We start from the raw sequence: 22,653 nt of genomic DNA on the forward strand, positions 1-22,653 counted from the left end.
GGCGCGTGGCCGAGCGGCACCATGGTAACCGGTAGACAAAACCTGTCCGGGAGGGCCGGATGAAGCAGTCCCCGCGCCCCGGCACGTTGCCGGTCGCCGTCGACGCCGGGCCACGCGATCCCGCGCGCCGCACGCTGTTCAAGGGTGTGGCGGCGGGTGCGGTGGTCGTGGCATTGCCGGGCCGGTCCGACGCCGTCGCGGCCAATGCGGCGACGGCACAGGACCTGCGGCTCTGGTATCGCCAGCCAGCGCGGGTCTGGGTGGAGGCGCTGCCCGTCGGCAACGGCCGGCTGGGTGCGATGGTCTTCGGCGGCGTGGCGCACGAGCGCCTGCAGCTCAACGAGGACACGCTGTACGCGGGCGGGCCGTATTCGGCAGTGAATCCGAAAGCGCGCGAGGGACTGCCGCAGGTACGCGCGCTGATCTTCGCGGGCCGTTACGCGGAAGCTGCCGCGCTGGCCGACGACACGCTGATCTCGCGGCCGGTGAAACAGATGGCCTACCAGCCGCTGGGCAACCTGTGGCTGCAGTTCGACCGCCTGGACGGCGTGGCCGATTACCGGCGCGAGCTGGATCTCGATGCCGCCGTCGCGCGCACCACGTTCCGTGTCGGCAACGGTGTGCACCGGCGTGAGGTATTCGTCTCGCCGGTCGACCAGTGCATCGTCGTGCGCTACACCGTCGAAGGCGGCGACGCGATGATCGGCCGGATACGCACCGGCAACGAACATGCGACGACCACGCGGGTCGTCGACGGCGGCTGGCACGTCAGCGGTCGCAACGTCGGCAAGCACGGCATCGAAGGCCGCCTGCGCTTCGCCTTCCGCCTGCAGGTCGCGCACCGCGAGGGCCAGCTGAGGGTGGAGCAGGAGCAGATCGCCTTCGATGGCGTGCGCGAACTCGAACTGCGTATCGTCGCGGCGACCAGCCATGTGGCGCACGACGATGTCGGCGGAGATCCCGACGCGATCACCGCCACGCAGCTGGCACGGGTGAAGGGCAAGGCGTTCGATCGCGTGCTCGCCGAGCATCTCGCCGAGCACCGCCGCCTGTTCCAGCGTGTGCGGCTGGACCTGGGCCGTACCCCCGCCGCAGACCTGCCAACGGATGAACGCATCGCGGCCTTCGCGCAGGGCAACGATCCCGCGCTGGTGTCGCTGTATCACGCGTACGGGCGCTACTTGCTGATCTGCAGCTCGCGGCCGGGCAGCCAGCCCGCCAACCTGCAGGGCATCTGGAACGACCTGATGGATCCGCCGTGGGAGAGCAAGTACACGGTCAACATCAATACCGAGATGAACTACTGGCCGGCCGAGCAGAACGGTCTGGGAGAGTGCGTCGAACCCTTGCAGCGCATGCTGGAGGAACTGGCGCAGACCGGTGCCGGCGTCGCCCGCGACATGTACGGCGCCGACGGCTGGATGCTCCACAACAACACCGACCTGTGGCGCGCCGCCACGCCGCCGGATGGCGCGCGCTGGGCGTTGTGGCCGACCGGTGGGGCGTGGCTGCTGCAGGCGCTGTGGGACCGCTGGGACTACGGGCGCGATCCGGACTACCTGAAGCAGGTCTGGCCGCTGTTCAAGGGCGCCGCGCAGTTCTTCGTCGACACGCTGCAGGACGATCCGCAGACCGGCCACAAGGTCACCGTGCCGTCGCTGTCGCCGGAGAACGAACATCCCTTCGGCGCGGCGATCTGCGCCGGCCCGACCATGGATGCGCAGATCCTGCGCGACCTGTTCGGCCAGTGCATCGAAGCGGCGCGCGTGCTCGGCGTGGACGCCGATTTCGCCGCGCGCCTGACCGAGCTGACCGCGCAGCTGCCGCCCAACCGGATCGGCAAGGCCGGACAGCTGCAGGAGTGGCAGCAGGACTGGGACACGCTGGCGCCCGAGCTCCACCACCGCCACATCTCGCACCTCTACGGCCTGCACCCGAGTGCGCAGATCAACCTGCGCGACACGCCCGAACTCGCGCGCGCGGCGAAGCGCACGCTGGAAATCCGAGGCGACGAGGCCACCGGCTGGGGCATCGCGTGGCGGCTGAACTTCTGGGCGCGCCTGTGGGATGGTGAGCACAGCTTGAAGATCCTGCGCATGCTGCTGTCGCCGCAGCGCAGCTACCCGAACCTGTTCGACGCGCACCCGCCGTTCCAGATCGACGGCAACTTCGGTGGCGCCGCCGGCATCGTCGAGATGCTGGTGCAGAGCTGGGGCGGATCGATCTTCCTGCTGCCCGCGCTGCCGTCGTCATGGCGCGACGGCGAACTCGAAGGTGTGCGCGTGCGCAATGCCGCGCGACTGGACCTCAACTGGAAGGCAGGACGGCTGGCGCACGCGACGTTGCACTCGGACAAGGGTGGTCGCTACGCATTGGTCCATGCGGACCAGACGCTCGACATCGAACTCGCCGCCGGGGCCTCGGCCACGGTGCGGCTGCGCAATGGCGCGCTGGTGCGCGCATGAAGAAGGAAACAGCATGAGCCTTGTCGCCGGCATCGATGCAGGCACGCAGAGCGTGAAGGTGGTGGTGTACGACGCCGCGGCGCGGGCTATCGTGGCCAGCGCCAGCGTGCCGCTTGGCCTGACCAGCGGCGACGATGGCAGCCGCGAGCAGCATCCTGCCGAGTGGGTCGCGGCGATGCAGGCCTGCTTCGACCGCATCGATCCTGCCGTGCGTGCGCGCATTGCGGCGTTGGCGGTCTCGGGCCAGCAACATGGTTTCGTGCCGGTGGATGCCGCCGGTGAGGTGCTCGCCCCGGCGAAGCTATGGTGCGACACCAGCACCACGGCCGAGTGCGCGCAGATCATGGACGCGGTCGGCGGTGCGGCCCAAACCATCGCGCTGGCAGGCAATCCCATCCTCGCCGGCTACACCGCCTCGAAGCTGCCGTGGACGAAGACGCATCGCCCCGAGGCTTACGCCCGGCTGGCGACGATCCTGCTGCCCCACGACTACCTCAACTTCGTCCTCACCGGCGAGCGCTTCTGCGAATGGGGCGATGCCTCCGGCACGGGTTGGTTCGATGTGCGCACGCGCACGTGGTCGAAGGAACTCCTGCACGCGACCGATGCGGACCGCGACCTGGCCGCGTGCCTGCCGCCGATCGCGGCGCCCGACGCGCTGTTCGACATCGATCCGGCCATGGCGGCGCGACTGGGTGTGCCAGCCACGGCGAAGGTCGCCGTCGGTGGCGGCGACAACATGATGGCGGCCATCGGTACCGGCTGCGTGGAGGAAGGCCGCCTGGCGATGAGCCTGGGCACCTCGGGCACGCTGTTCGCCTACTCGGATGTGCCGGTCGTCGATCCCGACGGTGCCTGGGCTGCGTTCTGTTCCTCCACCGGCGGCTGGCTGCCGCTGATCTGCACGATGAACTGCACCGTCGCCACCGAACAGGTAGCGAAGGCCTTCAGCTTCAGCACGCGCGAAGGCGATGCCCACCTGATCGCCACGCCGCCCGGCGCGGACGGGCTGGTGATGCTGCCCTTCCTCAACGGTGAGCGAACCCCGGACCTGCCGCACGGCAAGGGCGTGCTGGCCGGGATGGACCCGACCAACATGACCCCGGCGCACACCTACCGCGCGGCGATGGAAGGGGCGACCTACAGCCTGAAGTACGGCTTCGATGCCTTCGTGCGCGCCGGCATGCGCTTCGAGCGCATCGTGCTGACCGGCGGCGGCAGCAACAGTGCGGCGTGGCGCCAGCTGGTGGCCGATGTGTTCGGCCTGCCGGTCGATGTGCCGGTGCAGTCGGAAGGCGCCGCTTTCGGTGCGGCACTGCAGGCGCTGTGGGCGCTCGGCCGTGCCGATGGCGATGCGGCCTCCATCGCCGACATCGCCCGTGCGCACGTGGCGACCGATCCCGCGCTGTCCACGCGCCCCGACCCGGAGCGCGCGCACGCGTATGCCACGGCCTACACCCGCTTCCTCCGCTACCTCGATGCCGTCACCCCGCTGCAACGCGGCTGACGTTCCCCACGCGACACCTCGCACAACCACAGGAACACCGCCTCATGAGCACGCAGCCCTTCATCGGCGCCCAGGAATACTTCCCCGGCATCGGCCGCATCCCCTTCGAAGGGCGCGGCTCGGACAACCCGCTGGCGTTCAAGGTCTACGACGCGCAGAAGAAGATCGGTGGCAAGACCATGCAGGAGCATCTGCGCTTCGCGGTCTGCTACTGGCATACGTTCTGCAACGCAGGCCATGACCCGTTCGGCCCGGGCACGCGCCACTTCCCGTGGGAAGCCGGCTCGCCGATGGCCACGGCCGAAGCCAAGGTCGATGCCGCGTTCGAGTTCTTCACCAAGCTGGGCGTGCCTTACTGGTGCTTCCACGACATCGACCTGGCCCCGGATGCCGAGGACATCGGCCAGTACGAGAAGAACCTCAAGCACATGGTGGGCCTGGCGAAAGCGCGCCAGGACGCGACCGGCATCAAGCTGCTGTGGGGCACGGCCAACCTGTTCTCGCATCCGCGCTACATGAATGGCGCCTCGACCAATCCGGACTTCGCCGTCGTGGCGCGTGCCGCGGTGCAGGTGAAGGCGGCGCTGGAAGCCACGGTCGAGCTGGGTGGTGAGCACTACGTGTTCTGGGGCGGCCGCGAGGGCTATGCCTCGCTGGTCAACACCGACATGAAGCGCGAAGTGGCGCACTTCGCCCGCTTCCTGACGGTGGCGCGCGACTACGGCCGCAGCATCGGGTTGAAGGGCAACTTCCTGATCGAGCCCAAGCCGATGGAGCCGATGAAGCACCAATACGACTTCGACAGCGCCACCGTGGCCGGGTTCCTGAAGGAGCATGGGCTGGAAAAGGACTTCAAGCTCAACATCGAGGCCAATCACGCCACGCTGTCGGGCCACACCTTCGAGCACGACCTGCAGGTGGCCTCCGACCACGGGCTTCTGGGCAGCATCGACGCCAACCGCGGCAATGCGCAGAACGGCTGGGACACCGACCAGTTCCCCACCGACCTGTACGACACCGTCGGCGCGATGCTGGTGGTGCTGCGCCAGGGCGGGCTGGAGGGCGGGTTGAACTTCGATGCCAAGGTGCGCCGTGAATCGACCGACCTGGAAGACCTGTTCATCGCCCACATCGGCGGCATGGACGCGTTCGCGCGCGGCCTGGAAGTGGCGCACGCGCTGCTGACCGAGTCGCCCTGGGAACAGTGGCGCAAGGAGCGCTACGCCAGCTTCGACAGCGGCAAGGGCAAGGACTTCGAGACCGGTGCGTTGGGCCTGGCCGATCTGGCGTCGCTGGCCGCCGCGCAGGGCGAACCCAGGCAGGCCAGCGGCAAGCAGGAGCGTTACGAAAACCTGCTCAACCAGTACCTGCTGCGCTGAGCGCGGCAGGTCGCAACGACAACACGATTCGAGGAAGGGGATAGCAATGAACCAGGCGATGACCGGGGGCGAGAACACCAAGCTGATCGTGCTGATCAGCGTGGTGGCGACGATCGGCGGATTCCTGTTCGGGTTCGACAGCGGCGTCATCAACGGCACCGTGGACGGCCTGCAGCAGGCATTCGGTTCCACCAAGGCGGGCCTCGGTTTCGAGGTGGCCTCGATGCTGCTCGGTTGCGCGGTCGGCGCGTTCAGCGCGGGGCGGTTGGCGGACAGCCTCGGCCGGCGCAACGTGTTGATCATTTCGGCCGTGCTGTTCCTGCTTTCGGCGATCGGCGCAGGTGCGGCGACCTCATCGGTCGTGTTCGTCATCGCGCGCGTGATCGGCGGTTTCGCCGTGGGCGCAGCCAGCGTGATCTCGCCGGCCTACATCGCCGAGGTCGCGCCGGCGCGCTATCGCGGCCGGCTCGCCACGGTGCAGCAGATCGCGATCATCAGCGGCCTGACCGCGGCGTTCCTGTCCAACTACCTGCTCGCCGCCAAGGCGGGTGCCTCGACCGAAGCGCTGTGGGGCGGCCATGCCGCGTGGCGCTGGATGTTCTGGATGCAGGCGGTGCCGTCGGTGATCTTCCTGGTGTTGCTGCTGACCATTCCGGAAAGCCCGCGCTACCTGGTGGTGAAGCGTCGCAAAGACGAAGCGCTGCGTGTGCTGACGCGGCTGTTCGGTGGGGCCGAGGCACAGGCCAAGCTGGCCGAGATCGACGCGTCGCTGTCGGCCGACCACCATCGCCCGCAGCTCTCCGATTTGAAGAACAAGACGACCGGCAAGATCCGCCCCATCGTCTGGGTCGGCATCGGCCTGGCGACGTTCCAGCAACTAGTCGGCATCAACGTGGTCTTCTATTACGGCGCGGTGCTGTGGCAGGCCGTGGGCTTCTCCGAGAACGATGCGCTGGCCATCAACGTGTTGTCCGGCGCGCTCAGCATCGGCGCCTGCATCGTCACCGTGCTGCTGATCGACCGCATCGGCCGCAAGCCGCTGCTGTGGATCGGCTCGGCCGGCATGGCGGTGTCGCTGGCGCTGGTGGTCTGGGCGTTCGCCAGCGGCTCGCTGGTCGATGGCCACCTGCAGCTGCCCGAAGGCATGGGCACGCTGGCGCTGGTGGCCGCCAATGCTTACGTGGTGTTCTTCAACATCTCCTGGGGCCCGGTGATGTGGGTGATGCTGGGCGAGATGTTCCCCAACCAGATCCGCGGCTCGGCGTTGGCCGTGGCCGGCGCGGCGCAGTGGACGTCGAACTTCGCGGTCACGGTGACCTTCCCGATCCTGCTGGCCGCCATCGGCCTGGCCGCGACCTACAGCATCTATCTGGTATCGGCGGTCATCTCGGTCTTTTTCGTGTTGAAGTACGTGCACGAGACCAAGGGCAAAGAACTGGAGCAGATGGAAGGATGAAGACGATGACCCCGCGCACTTCCCTCGCGCGCACCGGCGCGCTGGTGACCGCCCTGATGCTGGCGCTGGTCGCCTGCAAGGGCGACGACAAGGCGGCCGCACCCGCGACCGCCGCCGACGCCAATCCGTGGCCGCAGGTCGCCTGGCCGCTGGCGGAGGACGCGGCGCTCGAGAAGCGCATCACCGACCTGATCGCCACGATGACGGTGGAGGAGAAGGTCGGCCAGCTGGTGCAGGGCGATATCGCCAGCATCACACCGGACGACGTGCGCAAGTACCGGCTCGGCTCGATCCTGGCCGGCGGCAACTCCGATCCCGGCGGGCGCTACGACGCGTCACCGGCCGAGTGGCTGGCGCTCGCCGACGCCTTCTACGACGCATCGATGGACACGTCGCAGGGCGGCAAGGCGATCCCGGTGATCTTCGGCATCGATGCCGTACACGGGCAGAGCAATATCGTCGGCGCCACGCTGTTCCCTCACAACATCGGCTTGGGTGCGACGCGCAATCCGGAGCTGCTGCGCCGGATCGGCGAGGTCACCGCGCTGGAAACGCGCACCACCGGCATGGAGTGGGCGTTCGCGCCGACCGTGGCGGTGCCGCAGGACGACCGCTGGGGCCGTTCGTACGAAGGCTATTCGGAATCGCCCGAGATCGTGGCCAGTTACGCCGGCGCGATGGTCGAGGGCCTGCAGGGCAAGGTCGGCACGCCCGGCTTCCTCGACGGCCGCCACGTGATCGCCTCGGTGAAGCACTTCCTCGGCGATGGCGGCACCACCAACGGCAAGGACCAGGGCGATACGAAGATCAGCGAAGCCGACCTGGTGCGCATCCATGGCGCCGGCTATCCGCCGGCGATCGCGGCCGGCGCGCAGACGGTGATGGCCTCGTTCAACAGCGTCAACGGCGAGAAGATGCACGGCAACAAGCCGTACCTGACCGACGCGCTGAAGGGCCGCATGCAGTTCGGCGGTTTCGTGGTCGGCGACTGGAACGGCCACGGCCAGGTGAAGGGCTGCACCAACACCGATTGCCCGGCGACGATCAACGCCGGCCTCGACATGGCGATGGCGTCGGACAGCTGGAAGGGTTTCTACGAGACCACGCTCGCGGCGGTGAAGGCCGGCACGATCAGCCAGGAACGGCTGGACGAGGCGGTGCGTCGCATCCTGCGGGTGAAGTTCCGCCTGGGTCTGTTCGAGGCGGGCAAGCCGTCGACGCGCGCGGTGGGTGGGCAGTTCGCACTGCTCGGTTCGGCGGAACACCGCGACGTCGCACGCCAGGCCGTGCGCGAATCGCTGGTGCTGCTGAAGAACGCCGGTGGCGTGCTGCCGTTGGCGCCGAAGCAGCGCATCCTGGTCGCCGGCGACGGCGCGAACGATGTCGGCAAGCAGGCCGGCGGCTGGACGCTCAACTGGCAGGGCACGGGCACCACGCGCAAGGACTTCCCGAACGCGGACTCGATCTACGAAGGCATCGCGCAGCAGGCGAAGGCGGCGGGGGGCGAGGCGATCCTCGCCATCGACGGCAAGTACACGCAGAAGCCCGACGTGGCGGTGGTCGTGTTCGGCGAGAACCCGTACGCGGAGTTCCAGGGCGACCTGCAGACGCTGTTGTACAAGCCGGGCGACGACGCGGACCTGGCGTTGATCAAGCGGCTGAAGGCCGAGGGTATTCCGGTGGTGGCGGTGTTCCTAAGCGGGCGCCCGCTGTGGATGAACCGCGAGATCAACGCGGCCGATGCGTTCGTGGCAGCGTGGTTGCCGGGTTCGGAAGGCGCGGGCATCGCCGACGTGCTGTTGCGCAAGGCTGACGGTGGCGTGCAGCACGACTTCAAGGGCAAGCTGAGCTTCAGCTGGCCGCGCACGGCCACGCAGTACGCCAACAACGTGGGACAGGAAGGCTACGACCCGCTGTTCGCGTTCGGCTTCGGCCTGACCTACGCCGACAAGGGCGACCTGGCCGCGTTGCCGGAAGACTCCGGCGTGAGCGGCGACGAAGGGGCGACCGGTGTGTTCTTCGCGCGCGGCGATGCCGGTTCCGGCATGGCGTTGCGGCTCGAAGGCGTGGATGGGCAGGGCGTGACGGTCACCAAGGTGCCGGAAGCGCTCGACGGCGAGCTGTTGAAGGTCACCGGCGTGGATCATCAGGCACAGGAGGACGCGCGCCGTCTGGCCTGGTCGGGCAAGGGCGAGGCGGTCGCGGCGTTGCAGTCGCACACGGCGCTCGACCTGCAGCGCGAAAGCAACGGCGACGTGATGCTGTTGACCACGTTGCGCGTGGATGCCGCGCCCAGCGGCGACGCCTGGTTGTCGGTCGGCTGCGGCACCGGATGCACCGCGCGCGTGGCGCTCGCACCGACGCTGGCGAAATTGCCCGCCGGCCAGTGGACGCGCGTCGGCGTGCCGCTGAAGTGCCTGGCCAAGGCGGGTGCCGATGTCGCCAAGCTGGATCGTCCGTGGTCCGTCGGTACCGCGGGGACGATGACGATTTCGGTGTCGCGCGTGGCGCTGGGCGCGCTGGACCAGGCGGAACAGACCGTGGACTGCGCACGCTGACCACGATGGGTGATCCGGGCGCACGTGCGTCCGGATCTCCTGCGATGGCGAACGAACGGGGAAGGGGAGCGGGATGACACTGTCGGGACTGGATATCGCCATCGTGCTGGCCTACCTGGCCGGCATCTTCGTGCTTGCGCAATGGGTGTCGCGCGAGAAGGCCGGGCACACCAAGGACGCGAAGGACTACTTCCTCGCCAGCAAGTCGTTGCCGTGGTGGGCCATCGGCGCGTCGCTGATCGCGGCCAACATCTCGGCCGAACAGATCATCGGCATGTCCGGTTCCGGCTACGCCATCGGCCTGGCCATCGCGTCGTACGAATGGATGGCGGCGGCCACGCTGCTGATCGTCGGCAAGTGGTTCCTGCCGGTATTCCTCCGCAACGGCATCTACACGATGCCGCAGTTCCTCGAGCAGCGGTACGGCACGCGCATCCGCACGTTGATGGCCGTGTTCTGGCTGGGGCTGTACGTGTTCGTCAACGTCACCTCGATCCTGTGGCTGGGCGCCATCGCGGTGTCGCAGGTCACCGGCATGGACCAGATGCTGGCGGTGGTGCTGATCGGCGTGTTCGCGCTGCTGTACCAGCTCTACGGTGGGTTGAAGGCGGTCGCGCTGACCGACATCGTGCAGGTATCGCTGCTGGTGCTGGGCGGCCTGCTGGTCGCGGGCCTCACGCTCAACGAGCTGGGCGAGGGCGCGGGTGTCGTCGCCGGCTTCCACAAGCTCTGGGCCGCGCAACCGGGCCATTTCGAGATGATCCTCGACAAGGACAACCCGTTCTACAAGGACCTGCCGGGCCTCAGCGTGCTGATCGGCGGCATGTGGATCATGAACATCAGCTACTGGGGCTTCAACCAGTACATCATCCAGCGCGCGCTCGCGGCGAAGGACATCGGCGAGGCGCAGAAGGGTGTGTTGTTCGCCGCCTTCCTCAAGCTCCTGATGCCGGTGATCGTCGTGCTGCCCGGCATCGCCGCGGTGATGCTGGCGCCGGGCCTGGACAAGCCCGACCAGGCCTATCCGACGATGATGCGGCTGCTGCCAACCGGCATCCTCGGCCTGGTGTTCGCCGCATTGGTGGCGGCGATCGTCGCGTCGCTGGCATCGAAGATCAATTCCGTGGCGACGATCTTCACCCTGGATTTCTACGCCAAGGGCAAACGCCAGCACAGCGAGGCCACGCTGGTGCGCGTGGGCCGCATCGCCGCGGTCGTGACCGTCGTGCTCGGCATCCTCGCGGCCAAACCGCTCCTCGGCAGCTTCGACCAGGCGTTCCAGTACATCCAGGAATACACCGGCTTCTTCACCCCGGGCATCGTGGTGATCTTCGTGCTGGGCCTGTTCTGGAAGCGCGCCAACGAGGCCGGCGCGCTGGCGGCGGCGATCGGTTCGTTCGCGCTGTCCATCGTGCTGAAGCTGGCATGGCCGGCACTGCCCTTCATCGATCGCGTCGGCCTGGTGTTCCTGCTGGCGCTGGCGCTGGCCGTCGTCGTCTCGCTGGCGACGCCGCATGCGCCGGAAAAGGACATCATCCAGACGCGCGATGTCGACTACCGCACGAGTGGCGTATTCAACATCGGCGCCGTCGCGGTGCTGGCGATCCTCACGGCGTTGTACGCGGTGTTCTGGTGAGGAAGCACTGGACCCCTACAGCCGCGCCGCCTCGGCGCGTGCGCGGATCTCGGCGAACGTCCAGTCGCGTACCAGGCGCCCGTCTTCCCAGACGGTGACCATCCCGTCGTCGTAGCCCACGGGCTTTTCCACCTCATCGAGCGATGCGGCCGTCGCCGGCACCGGCACCGTGCGGAAGCCGCCGTATTCGCGGTGCCGCAGCAGCGTCATGCGGCCACGCTTGCTCTGCTTGCCCTTGTCGGTGACCGGGTCCTTGTACACGTCGATCCATTCGCCGTTCACGCGTGCGGCCGAGCACTTGAGCGCGAACTTCTGGGTGTCGCGGTCCAGGCGCTGCAGCAGTGCGCCGCCCATGCCGAAGGCGAGGTTGTCGGTGGCGTAGCCGGCGCTGGTGATGCGCTCGAGGATGGCGCGGATGCTGGTGGGATTGATGCCGTCGCCCTGGATCACCCGGACATGGTTCAACACCTTGTAGCCCCTGCCATTGACGGTATGGCCGAAGGCCTCGTCCAGCAGTTCCAGACACTGGTGGACCACGGCGACCGGATCGCCCGAGTCGGGACGGATGACCACGGTGGCGCCGGAATCGATCACGTCCTGCTTCAGCGTGGTGCCCCAGTGCTCCCGGATGGCGTGGAAGATGTCGTAGCTGTCCGACACCACCGCGACGATCGAGCCGGGTTTGGCGAACTGCCGCAGCATGTTGCGATACGCCTCGACCTCGTTCTCGCGCCCCCAGCTGGTGATCGTGCTGTGCTCGGCGGCGGGGATCGAATAGCCCGCCATCGGCTCGTGGTAGTGCGCCCTCGCCAGCATCAGGCCCGACACGGTGTCGGTGCCCAGGAAGTTGACCAGGTGCGCAGCGCCGCCGATGGCGGCAGACTCCAGGCTGGACACGCCGCGGGCGCCGAAGTCGTGCAGCTTGAAGGGCAGCTGGCCCACGGGGTCGTCGCTGGTGCGCTCCAGGAACTGGCGGATCGTCTGCTTGGCATGCCAGCTGATCGTCGCCACCGTGATCGGGTACCAGATGCGCAGTAGCATCGTCTCCAGATACGAGGGCACCCAGAAGGCCTGGGGGTCCGTCGATTCGATCGTCATCAGCGCTTCATGGGTGGACACCACCGTGCCTTCCGGTACCGCGCGGATACGGATCGGCAGATGACCGCCGCGGCGATCGATGATGTCGCGCCATCCCGCTTCGTTGAAGGGTTCGCCATGCGCCGCGAAGACATCGCGCGCCTCATCGACGTCGGCATGCGTGACGGGCGTGGCGAGATATTCCTTCAGGATGGCCTGCAGGCCGAAGAACACGGTGCGATCGTGGATGCCACCTCGTGACTCCACATAGAAGAACGTGGCGTCGGTGCCAGGTGGGTATTGCAGCCAATGGCTGGCTTTGTAGCTATCGGTGTTGAGCAGCAGATTGGCGAGGCCCTGCATATGCGGGTTCCGCGACGGGGGGCTGCCAGTGTCGCAGTCGCCGCCGTGTGTTTCATCCTTTCCAAAAACTGCTCAAGGCGGGCTGTCGGACGGCACTGCCGACGTGCAGGCCGTTAAGCCTGCTTGAAGCCGGTGCGCGTCTGGAGGTCGCACAGAGCGGACTACTGAACCTTCAAGCGGTCCGTCGAAAGCTTCGCGATCTGCCAGAACAGCGACGCGTCGCCGGTAGCTCGTGCCGAGAGCATCGCTCCGTGGATCGAGGCCATGAACATCGCGGCTTCTCCCGCAGGTGCTTCCGTCAGGCGCATGACGCCCTTCGTCGCGCCCTCCGTGATGGTTTGTGCGAGCCAGGCCTGCAGATCATTGAAGTGGCCCGTGACCTCCACGGCGACCTCTGCCGGGATGGTCGGCAACTCGGCCGCAAGAAGTGCACAGATGCAGATGGGAGGATTCGACTCTTGGATGCAGTCGGCCCAATAGCGGCTATAGGCGATTAGTCGCGCATAGGGGTCGGGAATCGATTCCGTAAGTGCCTGCAGTCCTCGCCGCATGGCGTGTCGATGCTGGGCAACGGTCGCCTTGACCAAGTCCACCTTCGCGGGGAAATGGTGGTGAATGCTGGCCTTTCTGACGTCCACAAGCTCGGCGATGTCCGCATAGCTGAATCCGTTGTAGCCACCAGAAGCCAACAGCTCGTTGGTCCGCTGGATGATCTCTTGGGCCTTCGGCGAATACTGGGGCTGGGCATCGACGGAAGACATCAACGGGCTACCTGATCTCTATTGAGGCGCTGCTTATACAGCGCATGTACCTGCAACGGGATGCCTACGATAAGCGCCAAGAAGAGCGCGCCCTGGACACCCAGGAGCAGCGGGTCCTTCAAGTCTGTCACCAGCGGATCGCCGACAGGAAGCCGGCGCAGACTTTCACTCACCGTCGGCACCATCAACAAGAAGACGGTGATGCTCAGCGAGATCGTCTGGAGATACGTCCACAGCCGTTTGGCTGGCCGCCATAGCGCGATGCCGTATCCAACCAGGAGGAACGTCAGGGTGATGGTGGCGACGATGGAGCTCACCGGCTGGTGCGCGATGGGATAGACCGTCAACACGCCCAACAGCATGAACCAGAAGTACGCGCGACCGGCCTTGGTCTCAGGCGCGATCCTGCCGTGCTTGGCCAGCATGTAAACCGCGAGCGGGATCGCGGGGAGGCTTCCCAGCGTGTGGAGCCAGCCGATCGCTGAAATGCCCATGGACATCCTTTCTAAGTGAGGAACTGAAAATCTACCTACCAATAGGTAGGTAGTCAATATCTCAAGATGAACCAGCGAGGCGGCCGGGTTGTAACTTCAGTAGTCAGAGCATCGATCGAGGGCGGCGCGGCGCATGTGATACGGGCAAACACGCCAACAAAAAACCCGCCTCGTGGCGGGTTTCTTCAACGCGTTGATTTCGTTTGGAAATCTGGTGGCTATGGGTGGACTCGAACCACCGACCCCAGCATTATGAGTGCTGTGCTCTAACCGGCTGAGCTACATAGCCGCGTGAACCGCGTATTCTTCATTTCCACCCCCTCCATGTCAACCGGGCGGCTCGTGCTTGTCGCTTCCGACGGGGCGTGGCAGAGTCAGTGGCAGTAGATTTCAGGAGTCCGCATCGTGATCGATCCGGACGGCTACCGACCCAACGTCGGTATCGTGTTGATGCGGCCGGATGGTCGGGTGTTCTGGGCGCGACGGGTGCGCCGGGATGGCTGGCAGTTCCCGCAAGGCGGCATGAACACGGACGAGACGCCGGTCGAGGCCATGTACCGCGAGTTGCGCGAAGAAACCGGCCTGTTGCCCGAACATGTCGAGGTGTTGGCTGTCACGCCCGGCTGGCTGCGCTACCGGCTTCCGCCTCGGGCGGTGCGCCGGAACGAGCGTCAGGTCTGTATCGGCCAGAAGCAGGTCTGGTTCCTGTTGCGTCTTCTGGGGGACGAGGCGCATTTGCGCCTGGACCTGACCGAGAGCCCCGAGTTCGACCATTGGCGGTGGGTGGATTTCTGGTACCCCGTCGAGCATGTGGTCCTGTTCAAGCGTCGCGTCTACGCCAGTGCCCTCGGCCATCTCGCGCCGTTCGCGCGTGGCGTGGCGGGGGTCCAGGCCATTCCCCCGCCGCTGCCGTCCGTGCGGCCGCAGGAGATTGCCCGCCGGCGGGGCCGTAGTCGGCCCGGACGTAAACGGGATGGTGGGAGCGAGCCCGCCCAGAATTGACAATCATTCTCATTTTGGGTGCAATAGGGCCGGGCCACTCTGGGTCCGTCGCATCCGCTCCCTAACGTGTACGTCTGCATCTGCAATGGCGTGACCGAACGCCAGATCCGTGAAGCCGCCACCACTGGCTGCACGACCGTGGCCGAGCTGACGATGAGGACGGGTGCCGGCGCCAACTGCGGCAGCTGCCTCGACATGGCGATGGATGTGTTGCAGGCCGCGCAGCCGGCGCCGCGAGAATCCTTGTTCCCGATCCTGACGCTGTCCCACGCCGCCTGATTCGCGGCAACCGTCCGTCGGCGGCATCGCTCCTCCGCAATGATCACGATTCGCGTTCCGTCATGGAGCGTTTGCACGGGCTAACCTTTGCCGTCCTTCCTCCCACGGAGCATGGCCATGAAAGGCGACGCCAAGGTCATCGAGTACCTCAACAAGGCGCTCTACAACGAGCTCACTGCGATCAACCAGTACTTCCTGCACGCCAAGATGCTGAAGAACTGGGGCTTCAAGGAGTTGGCCGAACACGAGTACAAGGAATCCATCGACGAGATGAAGCATGCCGACAAGCTGTCGGAGCGCATCCTGTTCCTCGATGGTCTGCCGAATTTTCAGGCGTTGGGCAAGCTGCGTATTGGCGAGACGCCGCGCGAGATCCTCGAGTGCGACCTGGCATTGGAGCAGGAAGCCCTGCCGCTGCTGCGCGATGCCATCAAGTACTGCGAATCGGTGGCCGATTACGTCAGCCGCAAGCTGTTCGCCGACATCCTCGATTCCGAGGAAGAGCACATCGACTGGCTGGAGACGCAGCTGTCGGTGATCGATCGTATCGGTGAACCGAACTACCTGCTGACCAAGCTCGAAGGCGACGACTGAGGCGTCGTGGCAGGCTGCGGGATCAGCGGCCTACCCAACTGCTGTGCAGCGTAGCCCTGTAGCGCCATCCGGGCGCGCGCATATTCCGCGATGACCAGCGCCACGGCCACGGCCGGGCGCTCCAGCTTGCGCGCGCGTGCGCCGAGCTCTACGCGCTTGGCGGCGGCCGACAGTGCCATCGCGCCGACATTGGCGCTGGAGGATTTCAGCGTGTGCGCGGCATCGCGCATGGCATCCAGATCGGGAATTGCGGCTGCCTTCTCGAGCGTGGCGATCAGGCGCGGCGCATCCTCGAGGAACACCGTAATGATGCGGGCGGTTTCGTCGCCGGCGATCTCACGGAGTTCTTCCAGCATCGTCTGGTCCAGCACCGGGAAGCTCGGTGCCGGTGCACGCGCTGTGGCCACCGCTGGCGCAACGGGCGCCGGCTCGACAGGCGCAGCGAGCGCAGCGTTGCGCAACACGAAGTTCATCCGGTCGGGCAGCCAGCGATTGAGGCAGCCCTCCAGTTGTTCGCGCGACACCGGCTTGGCGAGGTAGTCGTCCATGCCGGCGTCGAGGCAGCGCTGCCGGTCGCCGGCCATGGCATTGGCCGTCATCGCGACGATCGGCAGACGCCCGCCGGTCGCACGCTCGGTTTCGATCTCGCGCCAGCGGCGCGTCGCCGCATAGCCGTCCAGCACCGGCATCTGGCAGTCCATCAGCACCAGGTCGAAGTGCTCCACCTGCATGCGCTTTAGCGCAATGTCACCGTTGGCCGCCGTTTCGCACTCGAAACCGAGCGCGGAGAGCAGCTTTTGCGCCACCAGTAGATTGACCGGATTGTCTTCCACCAACAGGAGTCGGGGCTCGATCCGCATGGCGCTGACGACGGCCGGTTCGGGTTGCGAGGGGATTTCAGGTGCGGCTTCGGCGATGACCGGCGTCGTTGCGAACGCCGGCGTGGCGGTTTCTGGAATATGCGGCCCGGAGGTCACTGGGAAAATTTCCTCCACCATCGGTGCTTCCACTTCCTGATCGCGCTCGGGCGCGGCACCGGTCAGCGCGGCGCGCAGGTCGGCATCCGGCGACTGACGCGAAAGCGAGGTCGCACGTGCGTGAAGTTCGGTGGGCACGGTCTCATCGCCGTACAGCCACACCAGGCGCAGCGAGTCCGGCAGCGGACGGCGCGTGATCGCGCGGTGCAGCGCGAGCGCCGTGCTGCGGATGCCGCTGATGTCGGCCAGCACGGCCAGGTAATCCTGCTGTGCCTGCTCGGATACCAAGCGGAGACGGTCCAGCGCTTCCTGGGTGGTTTCTACGGCGACGGGCTGCATGCCCCAGTTGGTGACCAGCAGGGTGAGGCGCTGCCGCAGCCTTGCATCAGGCGAAACGATGAGAACGCGCCCGTGGTCCAGTGCGCCGTTGTCGCGCTGGCGCAGGTCGCCGATGACCTTCATCAGCGGGGCCTCGAACCAGAACGTCGAGCCTCGGCCTACTTCCGATACGACGTCGATGCGGCCGCCCATCAGGTCGACGATGCGTCGGCAGATCGCCAGGCCCAGGCCGGTGCCGCCGTACAGACGCGTGGTCGAGGCATCGGCTTGGCTGAAGGAATGGAACAGGCGACCGCGCGCGTCTTCGTCGATGCCGATGCCGGTGTCGCGGACCTCGAAGCGCAGCAGGTGCTGTGCGGCAGTCTCGCCGAGCCGGCGCACGACCAAGGTGACGGAACCGCGATCGGTGAACTTGATGGCGTTGCCGACCAGGTTGGTCAGCACCTGGCGCAAACGCACCGGATCCCCGCGTACCGGCAGGCGTACCGCTGGGTCGAGCTGCAGGCTCAGTTTCAGGCCCTTGTTCTCGGCCGGGCGATACATCAACTGCAGCACGCTATCCAGCAGTTCGCGCAGGTTGAAGCCCGTTATCTCGAGGTCGAGTTTGTTGGCCTCGAGTTTGGAGTAATCGAGGATGTCGTCGACGATGCGCAACAACTGGTGCGACGAAGCGGTGGCGGTCGCCAGCATCTCGCGCTGATCCGGCGCCAGCGGCGCGCGCGACAGCATCTCCAGCATTGGCACGATGCCGTTGAGTGGCGTGCGGATCTCGTGGCTCATCGTGGCGAGGAACTCGCCCTTGGCCATCGCCGCGGATTCGGCGGCTTGCTTGGCGCGCACGAGTTCCTGTTCCAACTGATCGTGCCGTTGCAGGTCGCGGCGCAAACCGTCCCGTTCGGACTCTGCCATCGCAGCGCGCGCCTGCACGCCCGTGTGCCGGTGCGCCTGCACGCGGGCACGCAGTGCCTCGGCCAGTGCAGTGGCGAGCGTGGCGCCGCCGGCACCGAGCGCCACCGGCAACCAGGGGCCATCGATGCCCGCCGTGTGCAGGCCGCCGGCGGCGACCGTGGCGGCGGCGAGCGCCGTCGTCAGCCAGGGCATCACCGGTGTGCGCCCCGCGGCGGGCATGCTTACAGCACCGCGTTGTGGAAGTCGAAGCCGAGTTCGCTGCCGACGGCTTGCACCAGGTTGCCCTGGATGAAGTCGACACCGCCCATCCACATGGCCGCGGCGGCCTGCGGATCCTCGATCTGCTGGCCGATCACCTGCAGCCCCTGGCGATGGGCGGCATCGATGACGCCGCGCAGCTGGTCGCGCAGCACCGGGTCGGCGTGCGCACTGGCGTATTTGCTGGACACGCGGACGAAGCCAAGGGGCAGCTGCGTGAGCAGGGCATCGGCCTCGGTACCGGGCTCGAACTGGCTCAGGCAGAACTGCACGCCCGCTGGCATGAGCTGCTGGCAGAACTGGCGCAGCGTGACGGTGTGGATCAGCGCATCGGCCAGGCGAAGGTCGATGACCAGCGACGTGCCTTCGATGCCGCGCGCACGCAGTGCATCCAGCAGCCACTGCGCGTGCGAGTCACGCGCCAGAGAGCGCGGCGACTGGGACACGAATAGGCGCAGGGAAGGGCCCTCTGCTTGGCGTTCGGCCAGCACGTAGAGCGCATGTTCCAGCACCCAATGGTCGATCTGCGCGATGCCGCCGGCCGATTCCGCCGCCGGGATGACCTGCGAGGCCGGTATCAGCGACCCGTCGGCCTGGCGCATGCGCAGCAGTACCTGGTATTGCGCCTGGTCGCTGCCGGCGACGGCGACGATCGGCTGGTAGGCGAGTTCGAACTGGCCGTCCTCGAGCGAAATGCTCGGTGCGTCCTCGTCGACCTGCGCAGGTTCGTAAGCGGCGAGGCTTTCCGGCTTCAGGCGGGCCTGCAGCACGGCGCGTTCGGTCGCTTCGAGCGCGCTGCCCGCATCGGCGAAGCCAAGCGACAGCGCGGTATAACCGACCGAACCGCGCAGCTTCAGTGACTCGTTCGCGCGAGCCTGGAAATCGTGGGCCGTCAGGCCGTCGCGCAGTTGTTGAGCGAGCGCGACCAGCGTGCCTTCGTCGACCGTGTCGGCGAGCATAAGGAAGCTGTTGTCGTTCAGGCGTGCGACCGGATGCGGCGACGCGGCGGCGGCGAGTTGGCGGCCGGCCTGGTTCATCAGGTGCTCGAACACGGCGTAGCCGTAACGCTCGCGAAGGCTCAGTGCGCTGCTGACTTCGATGAAGAACAGGCCGCCGCCCGCGTTGCGTTGCAGGCTGTCGGTGAGCTGCTGCAGCACGAACGTACGCGTGGGCAGGCCGGTTTCCGTATTCAACGTCGCGCGCGGGAGCGCTTGCTGGCGCTGGCGCGAGCGGAGGATGCGATTGGAGACGGCGGCGATCAGGTGTCGTGGCCGGATCGGCTTGTTGAGGAAGTCGTCCGCGCCGCTTTCCAGCACTTCGAACTGGCGCTCCGGGTCCGGATCGCCGGTGAGGAAGACGATCGGCAGGTGCAGGTATTCGGGCTGCTGGCGGATCAACATCGTCAACGACATGCCGTCTTTGCCCGGCATGTGCAGATCCATCAGGACCAGGTCCGGATGGAATCGACGCATCGCATCGAGCACGCCGTCGGACTGCATCTGCACTTCGGCCTGCATGCCGGCGCCATGCAGCACGCTCTGCGCGAACAAGGCCTGCCCGCGGTCATCCTCGACGATCATCACGCGGTACGGCGATTCCGGATCGACGGGCGGTGGCGGGGTGGCGGTGTCGCTCGTCGCCGGGGCGGGCGGTGCGGTAGGCGACGTCGGGGCGGCGGAGACGGGTGTGGGGGTCGGTGGGGTCATCTCGACGGGCTCTCCGGCTCCGGGCAGGTCCTCGTCCTCCGGGGCGGCATCGCCCGCCCAACGTCGCCAATAGTGCGCCGGTGGGGTTTCGGCACGCAGGCGCGAGCGCGGCGGCTCATCCTGCATGCGGGACGTGGAATCGATGGCGGACATCAGGCTTCCCCAAGCTGAGCCCCATTATGCGATGAAGTTCACAGGTGAGGCAGACCCATGATCCCCGATGCGCTGGCGCCTGTCACGGGCCAGAGGTCGGGGGTGTCGCCTGCGTCGCGGGCAGCGGTTCCAGGAGCCGCTTCAGTCCGCGCGAAAGCGTGCGCCAGACCCACCACACGGCGATCGCCACCAGCAACGACATCCCTACAACAAGGAACAACGCAATCCAGGGGTGTGCAAAGGCCAACGACAGGCCACCGACCACAACGGCGTCTTCGGCGACGGAGGCCGTCCAGTTGCTGACCGGCTCCGGGGACGTGTTCATCAAGGCACGGGAGCCGCTCTTCAGCAGGTGGCTGGTCAGTGCGACGCCCGCGCCCGCGGCGAGCGCGCCGCCGCTGAGCTGGCCGTCCGGCGACAGGGTCGCCGCGGCCAGGAAAGCGCCCGCCGGCACACGGGCCAGGGTCTGCAGCAGGTCCCAACCCGAATCGACCCCAGGGATCTTGTCGGCGAAAAACTCCGTCAGCGCCAGCGCGCCGGATGTGCCGAGCACCCACCAGGATTCGGTCACCTGCAGGGCCGGCGGCAGGTCGAGCCAGCCGAGCGCGCCTGCGAGTCCGAGGCCGAAGACCGTCAGATAGACACGGATGCCCGCCATCCATGCCAACAAGATCCCAATTACGAAAAGATGCGCTTCGGACATGTCAGCCACTCCCGGTAAACTCGAGGACTCGCGCCACTGCGGCGAGTATAGGGGTCCCATCTGGCTGCCGGCTGAGTGCCGGGCGCCGTTTGTCCGTCATGTCCGAGCGTCTTCCATCCCGCTTCCGCATCGTCCCGCGCGATGCGGCCGTACGTCGTCGAGGCACCACGCTACTGTTGGGTATCGCCTGGGCGGGTAGCCTGGCGGCCGCCTGGTTCGTCGCCAGCCATACGGCCGCGCCGCGCCTAGCGCAGGCGGATGCCGCGCGGGGGCGTGCCGAGCGCGATATCGCCGCCGTACGCAACGAATTGCGTTCGCTGCAACAGCGCGAGTCGACCCTTGCCCGTTCCGACCAGATCAGCCGCGCGGCCAACGCTGAAGTGCAGGACGCGCTGGCCGAGCGAGACGAAGAGATCGCCGCATTGCGCGCCGACGTGGCGTTCTACGAGCGCCTGGTCGGTGCCACCAGCCAGCGTAAAGGCCTGGGTGTGCACGTGGCCGAGTTCGAGCCCGCATCGGGCGGCACGTGGCGCTACCAGATCATGCTGACCCAGACGCTCAACCGCGGCGCGATCAGCCAGGGCCAGATGCGCTTCATCGTGGAAGGCGTGCGCAACGGCAAGCTCGCCGCGGTCGCCTGGGACGAGCTGCACCAGCAGCGCAGCGCACCCGGGCAGGCCTATTCATTCCGATATTTCCAACAGTTGGATGGCAGCGTGATGCTGCCGCCGGGCTTCACGCCGCAACGCGTCAAGGTGACGCTGCACGGCGACGACGCGGCGGTGGAGCAGGCGTTCGACTGGAAGACCGCTACCGCCGCAGGAGGCAAGTGAGATGTTCAAGAACAAGCCCATCCGTCCGGACGTGGGTGCCATCGACACCCTGATCGGGCCCCAGGTGACCATCCGTGGCGACGTCGTGTTCAGTGGCGGTCTCTACGTTGAAGGCCATATCCAGGGCAAGGTGATCGCTGAATCCGGCGAACGCGCCGTGCTGACGCTGGCCGAGCAGGGCAGCATCGAAGGCGAAGTACAGGCGCCGGTAGTGGTGATCAATGGCCGTATGGTCGGCGATGTGTATGCGCACGAGCGCATCGAACTGGCCCCCAAGGCCCGCGTCCACGGCAACCTGCATTACAAGGTGGTCGAGATGAATGCCGGTGCGCAGCTGACCGGCCACCTCGTGCACGCCGAGGCGGTCCCGGCCGGCCAGCCAAGAGAGGGCGCCGCCCTGCCCGAAGCCTGGGCCGCCGACGCCTGAGGCGGCCATTCAGAGCCTGATGTGAGACGCCGCGCTATCCTGCGGCCATGAGCACCAGGCCCGTCCCGCCGACCGTGCCCCCGCCCCGCGCGGTGGGGTGGCCGGTGTTGTTCGCGGTCCTGGTGCTTGTGCTGGGATTCGGCGTCTGGGGTGCCTGGCAGGTGTTCGCGCGCCATGCCGGCGACACGCCCACGCCAGGCCAGCTGCGGGCCCAGCAGCAGCGCATCGAAACGCTGGAGCAGCGCGCCGCCACCCTGGCGCGCTCGGACCAGATCAGCCGCGACGCCAATCGCGACCTGCAGGCCACACTCGCCGAGCGCGACGAGGAGATCTCCGGTCTGCGCGCCGACGTCGCCTTCTACGAACGTTTCGTCGGTGCCACCGCGCAGCGTCGTGGCCTGTCGGTGCACGAACTCACCCTGGTACCCCAGGACGCGCAGGCTTGGCACTTCACCGCCACTCTCACCCAGAACCTCAACCGGGGCGCCGTGAATGCCGGCCGCCTGCTGGTATCGGTGGAAGGCACCGAGGGCGGAAAGCTCCGCCGGCTGGGCTGGTCCGACCTGCGCCAGCAGGCGAATGCGCCGGGCGTGGCGTATTCCTTCAAGTATTTCCAGCAGGTGGAAGGCGATCTGTTGCTGCCCCAGGGTTTCAAGCCGGTGCGGGTGATCGCGCGCGTGGTGCCGCAGGGCGGTACGGCCGTGGAACAGTCGTTCCCGTGGGCACAGGCCGCCGCGAAGGATGGCGCAGGCGAAGGCGCCGCGGCCCGCTGAACTT

16 protein-coding genes, 1 tRNA gene and 2 pseudogenes are annotated in these 22,653 nt (G+C 67.0%); 12 read left to right on the forward strand and 7 right to left on the reverse strand.

Annotation, left to right across the window (positions count from 1 at the left end; all coding sequences use genetic code 11):
* Positions 1–59 precede the first annotated feature (59 nt).
* From BM365_RS12610 to BM365_RS12635, 6 genes are all read left to right on the forward strand, one after another.
* Positions 60–2,465, forward strand: coding sequence for a glycoside hydrolase family 95 protein (locus BM365_RS12610; RefSeq protein WP_093489907.1), 2,406 nt, complete (start codon positions 60–62; stop codon positions 2,463–2,465).
* 13 nt (positions 2,466–2,478) lie between these two features.
* Entirely contained in the window at positions 2,479–3,972 is a 1,494-nt protein-coding gene (gene xylB / locus BM365_RS12615; protein WP_093489908.1) for a xylulokinase, read from the forward strand.
* 44 nt (positions 3,973–4,016) lie between these two features.
* Entirely contained in the window at positions 4,017–5,351 is a 1,335-nt protein-coding gene (xylA, locus tag BM365_RS12620) for a xylose isomerase (RefSeq protein WP_093489909.1), read from the forward strand.
* Positions 5,352–5,397: 46 nt separating this feature from the next.
* Entirely contained in the window at positions 5,398–6,807 is a 1,410-nt protein-coding gene (locus tag BM365_RS12625; RefSeq protein ID WP_093489910.1) for a sugar porter family MFS transporter, read from the forward strand.
* A complete protein-coding gene (locus BM365_RS12630; RefSeq protein WP_175502091.1) occupies positions 6,804–9,365 on the forward strand; it encodes a glycoside hydrolase family 3 protein in 2,562 nt (853 codons plus the stop codon). Before BM365_RS12625 ends, BM365_RS12630 begins: the two co-directional genes overlap by 4 nt.
* A gap of 73 nt (positions 9,366–9,438) precedes the next feature.
* Complete coding sequence (locus BM365_RS12635) at positions 9,439–11,001, forward strand: sodium/sugar symporter (RefSeq protein WP_093489911.1); 1,563 nt, start codon at positions 9,439–9,441, stop codon at positions 10,999–11,001.
* A gap of 15 nt (positions 11,002–11,016) precedes the next feature.
* Here the strand turns inward: BM365_RS12635 and BM365_RS12640 are convergent, their stop codons facing one another.
* From BM365_RS12640 to BM365_RS12655, 4 genes are all read right to left on the reverse strand, one after another.
* Positions 11,017–12,441 (reverse strand): nicotinate phosphoribosyltransferase, encoded by a 1,425-nt coding sequence (locus BM365_RS12640; protein ID WP_093489912.1) that lies wholly within the window; start codon positions 12,439–12,441, stop codon positions 11,017–11,019.
* Positions 12,442–12,602: 161 nt separating this feature from the next.
* A complete protein-coding gene (locus BM365_RS12645; RefSeq protein ID WP_093489913.1) occupies positions 12,603–13,202 on the reverse strand; it encodes a TetR/AcrR family transcriptional regulator in 600 nt (199 codons plus the stop codon).
* Positions 13,202–13,696: a hypothetical protein gene (locus BM365_RS12650; protein WP_093490772.1), complete on the reverse strand. Its 495-nt coding sequence runs from the start codon at positions 13,694–13,696 to the stop codon at positions 13,202–13,204. Before BM365_RS12650 ends, BM365_RS12645 begins: the two co-directional genes overlap by 1 nt.
* 212 nt (positions 13,697–13,908) lie before the next feature.
* Positions 13,909–13,985 (reverse strand) — tRNA-Met (locus tag BM365_RS12655).
* Between the two features lie 116 nt (positions 13,986–14,101).
* Here BM365_RS12655 and BM365_RS12660 point away from each other — a divergent pair.
* From BM365_RS12660 to bfr, 3 genes and pseudogenes are all read left to right on the forward strand, one after another.
* Positions 14,102–14,581 (forward strand): annotated as a pseudogene (locus BM365_RS12660) (RNA pyrophosphohydrolase); the annotation flags it as partial.
* Between the two features lie 183 nt (positions 14,582–14,764).
* Complete coding sequence (locus BM365_RS12665; RefSeq protein ID WP_093489915.1) at positions 14,765–14,977, forward strand: (2Fe-2S)-binding protein; 213 nt, start codon at positions 14,765–14,767, stop codon at positions 14,975–14,977.
* 117 nt (positions 14,978–15,094) lie between these two features.
* The gene (gene bfr / locus BM365_RS12670; protein WP_093490773.1) at positions 15,095–15,571 is read left to right on the forward strand and encodes a bacterioferritin; all 477 of its coding nucleotides are present in this window, start codon (positions 15,095–15,097) and stop codon (positions 15,569–15,571) included.
* On the opposite strand, the gene BM365_RS12675 is transcribed toward bfr, so the two are convergent.
* From BM365_RS12675 to BM365_RS12685, 3 genes are all read right to left on the reverse strand, one after another.
* A complete protein-coding gene (locus BM365_RS12675; RefSeq protein WP_233210805.1) occupies positions 15,538–18,015 on the reverse strand; it encodes an ATP-binding protein in 2,478 nt (825 codons plus the stop codon). The genes bfr and BM365_RS12675 overlap by 34 nt on opposite strands.
* A gap of 2 nt (positions 18,016–18,017) precedes the next feature.
* On the reverse strand, positions 18,018–19,913 hold the full coding sequence (locus BM365_RS12680; protein ID WP_093489916.1) for an EAL domain-containing protein: 1,896 nt from the start codon (positions 19,911–19,913) through the stop codon (positions 18,018–18,020).
* Between the two features lie 82 nt (positions 19,914–19,995).
* Positions 19,996–20,616 carry a DUF4126 domain-containing protein gene (locus tag BM365_RS12685; protein ID WP_093489917.1) on the reverse strand — a complete coding sequence of 207 codons (621 nt, stop codon included), beginning with the start codon at positions 20,614–20,616 and terminating at the stop codon, positions 19,996–19,998.
* Positions 20,617–20,714: 98 nt separating this feature from the next.
* On the opposite strand from BM365_RS12685, the gene BM365_RS12690 reads away from it, so the two are divergent.
* The 3 genes and pseudogenes from BM365_RS12690 to BM365_RS12700 all read left to right on the forward strand — a co-directional run bounded on the left by BM365_RS12690 (position 20,715) and on the right by BM365_RS12700 (position 22,649).
* Positions 20,715–21,449 carry a DUF6776 family protein gene (locus tag BM365_RS12690; protein ID WP_093489918.1) on the forward strand — a complete coding sequence of 245 codons (735 nt, stop codon included), beginning with the start codon at positions 20,715–20,717 and terminating at the stop codon, positions 21,447–21,449.
* 1 nt (position 21,450) lies between these two features.
* A pseudogene (locus BM365_RS12695) lies at positions 21,451–21,807 on the forward strand (polymer-forming cytoskeletal protein); the annotation flags it as partial.
* Between the two features lie 116 nt (positions 21,808–21,923).
* Positions 21,924–22,649 carry a DUF6776 family protein gene (locus tag BM365_RS12700; protein WP_233210806.1) on the forward strand — a complete coding sequence of 242 codons (726 nt, stop codon included), beginning with the start codon at positions 21,924–21,926 and terminating at the stop codon, positions 22,647–22,649.
* Positions 22,650–22,653 lie beyond the last annotated feature (4 nt).

Origin of the sequence: Pseudoxanthomonas sp. YR558, assembly GCF_900116385.1 — a bacterium.
Classification (GTDB): domain Bacteria; phylum Pseudomonadota; class Gammaproteobacteria; order Xanthomonadales; family Xanthomonadaceae; genus Pseudoxanthomonas_A.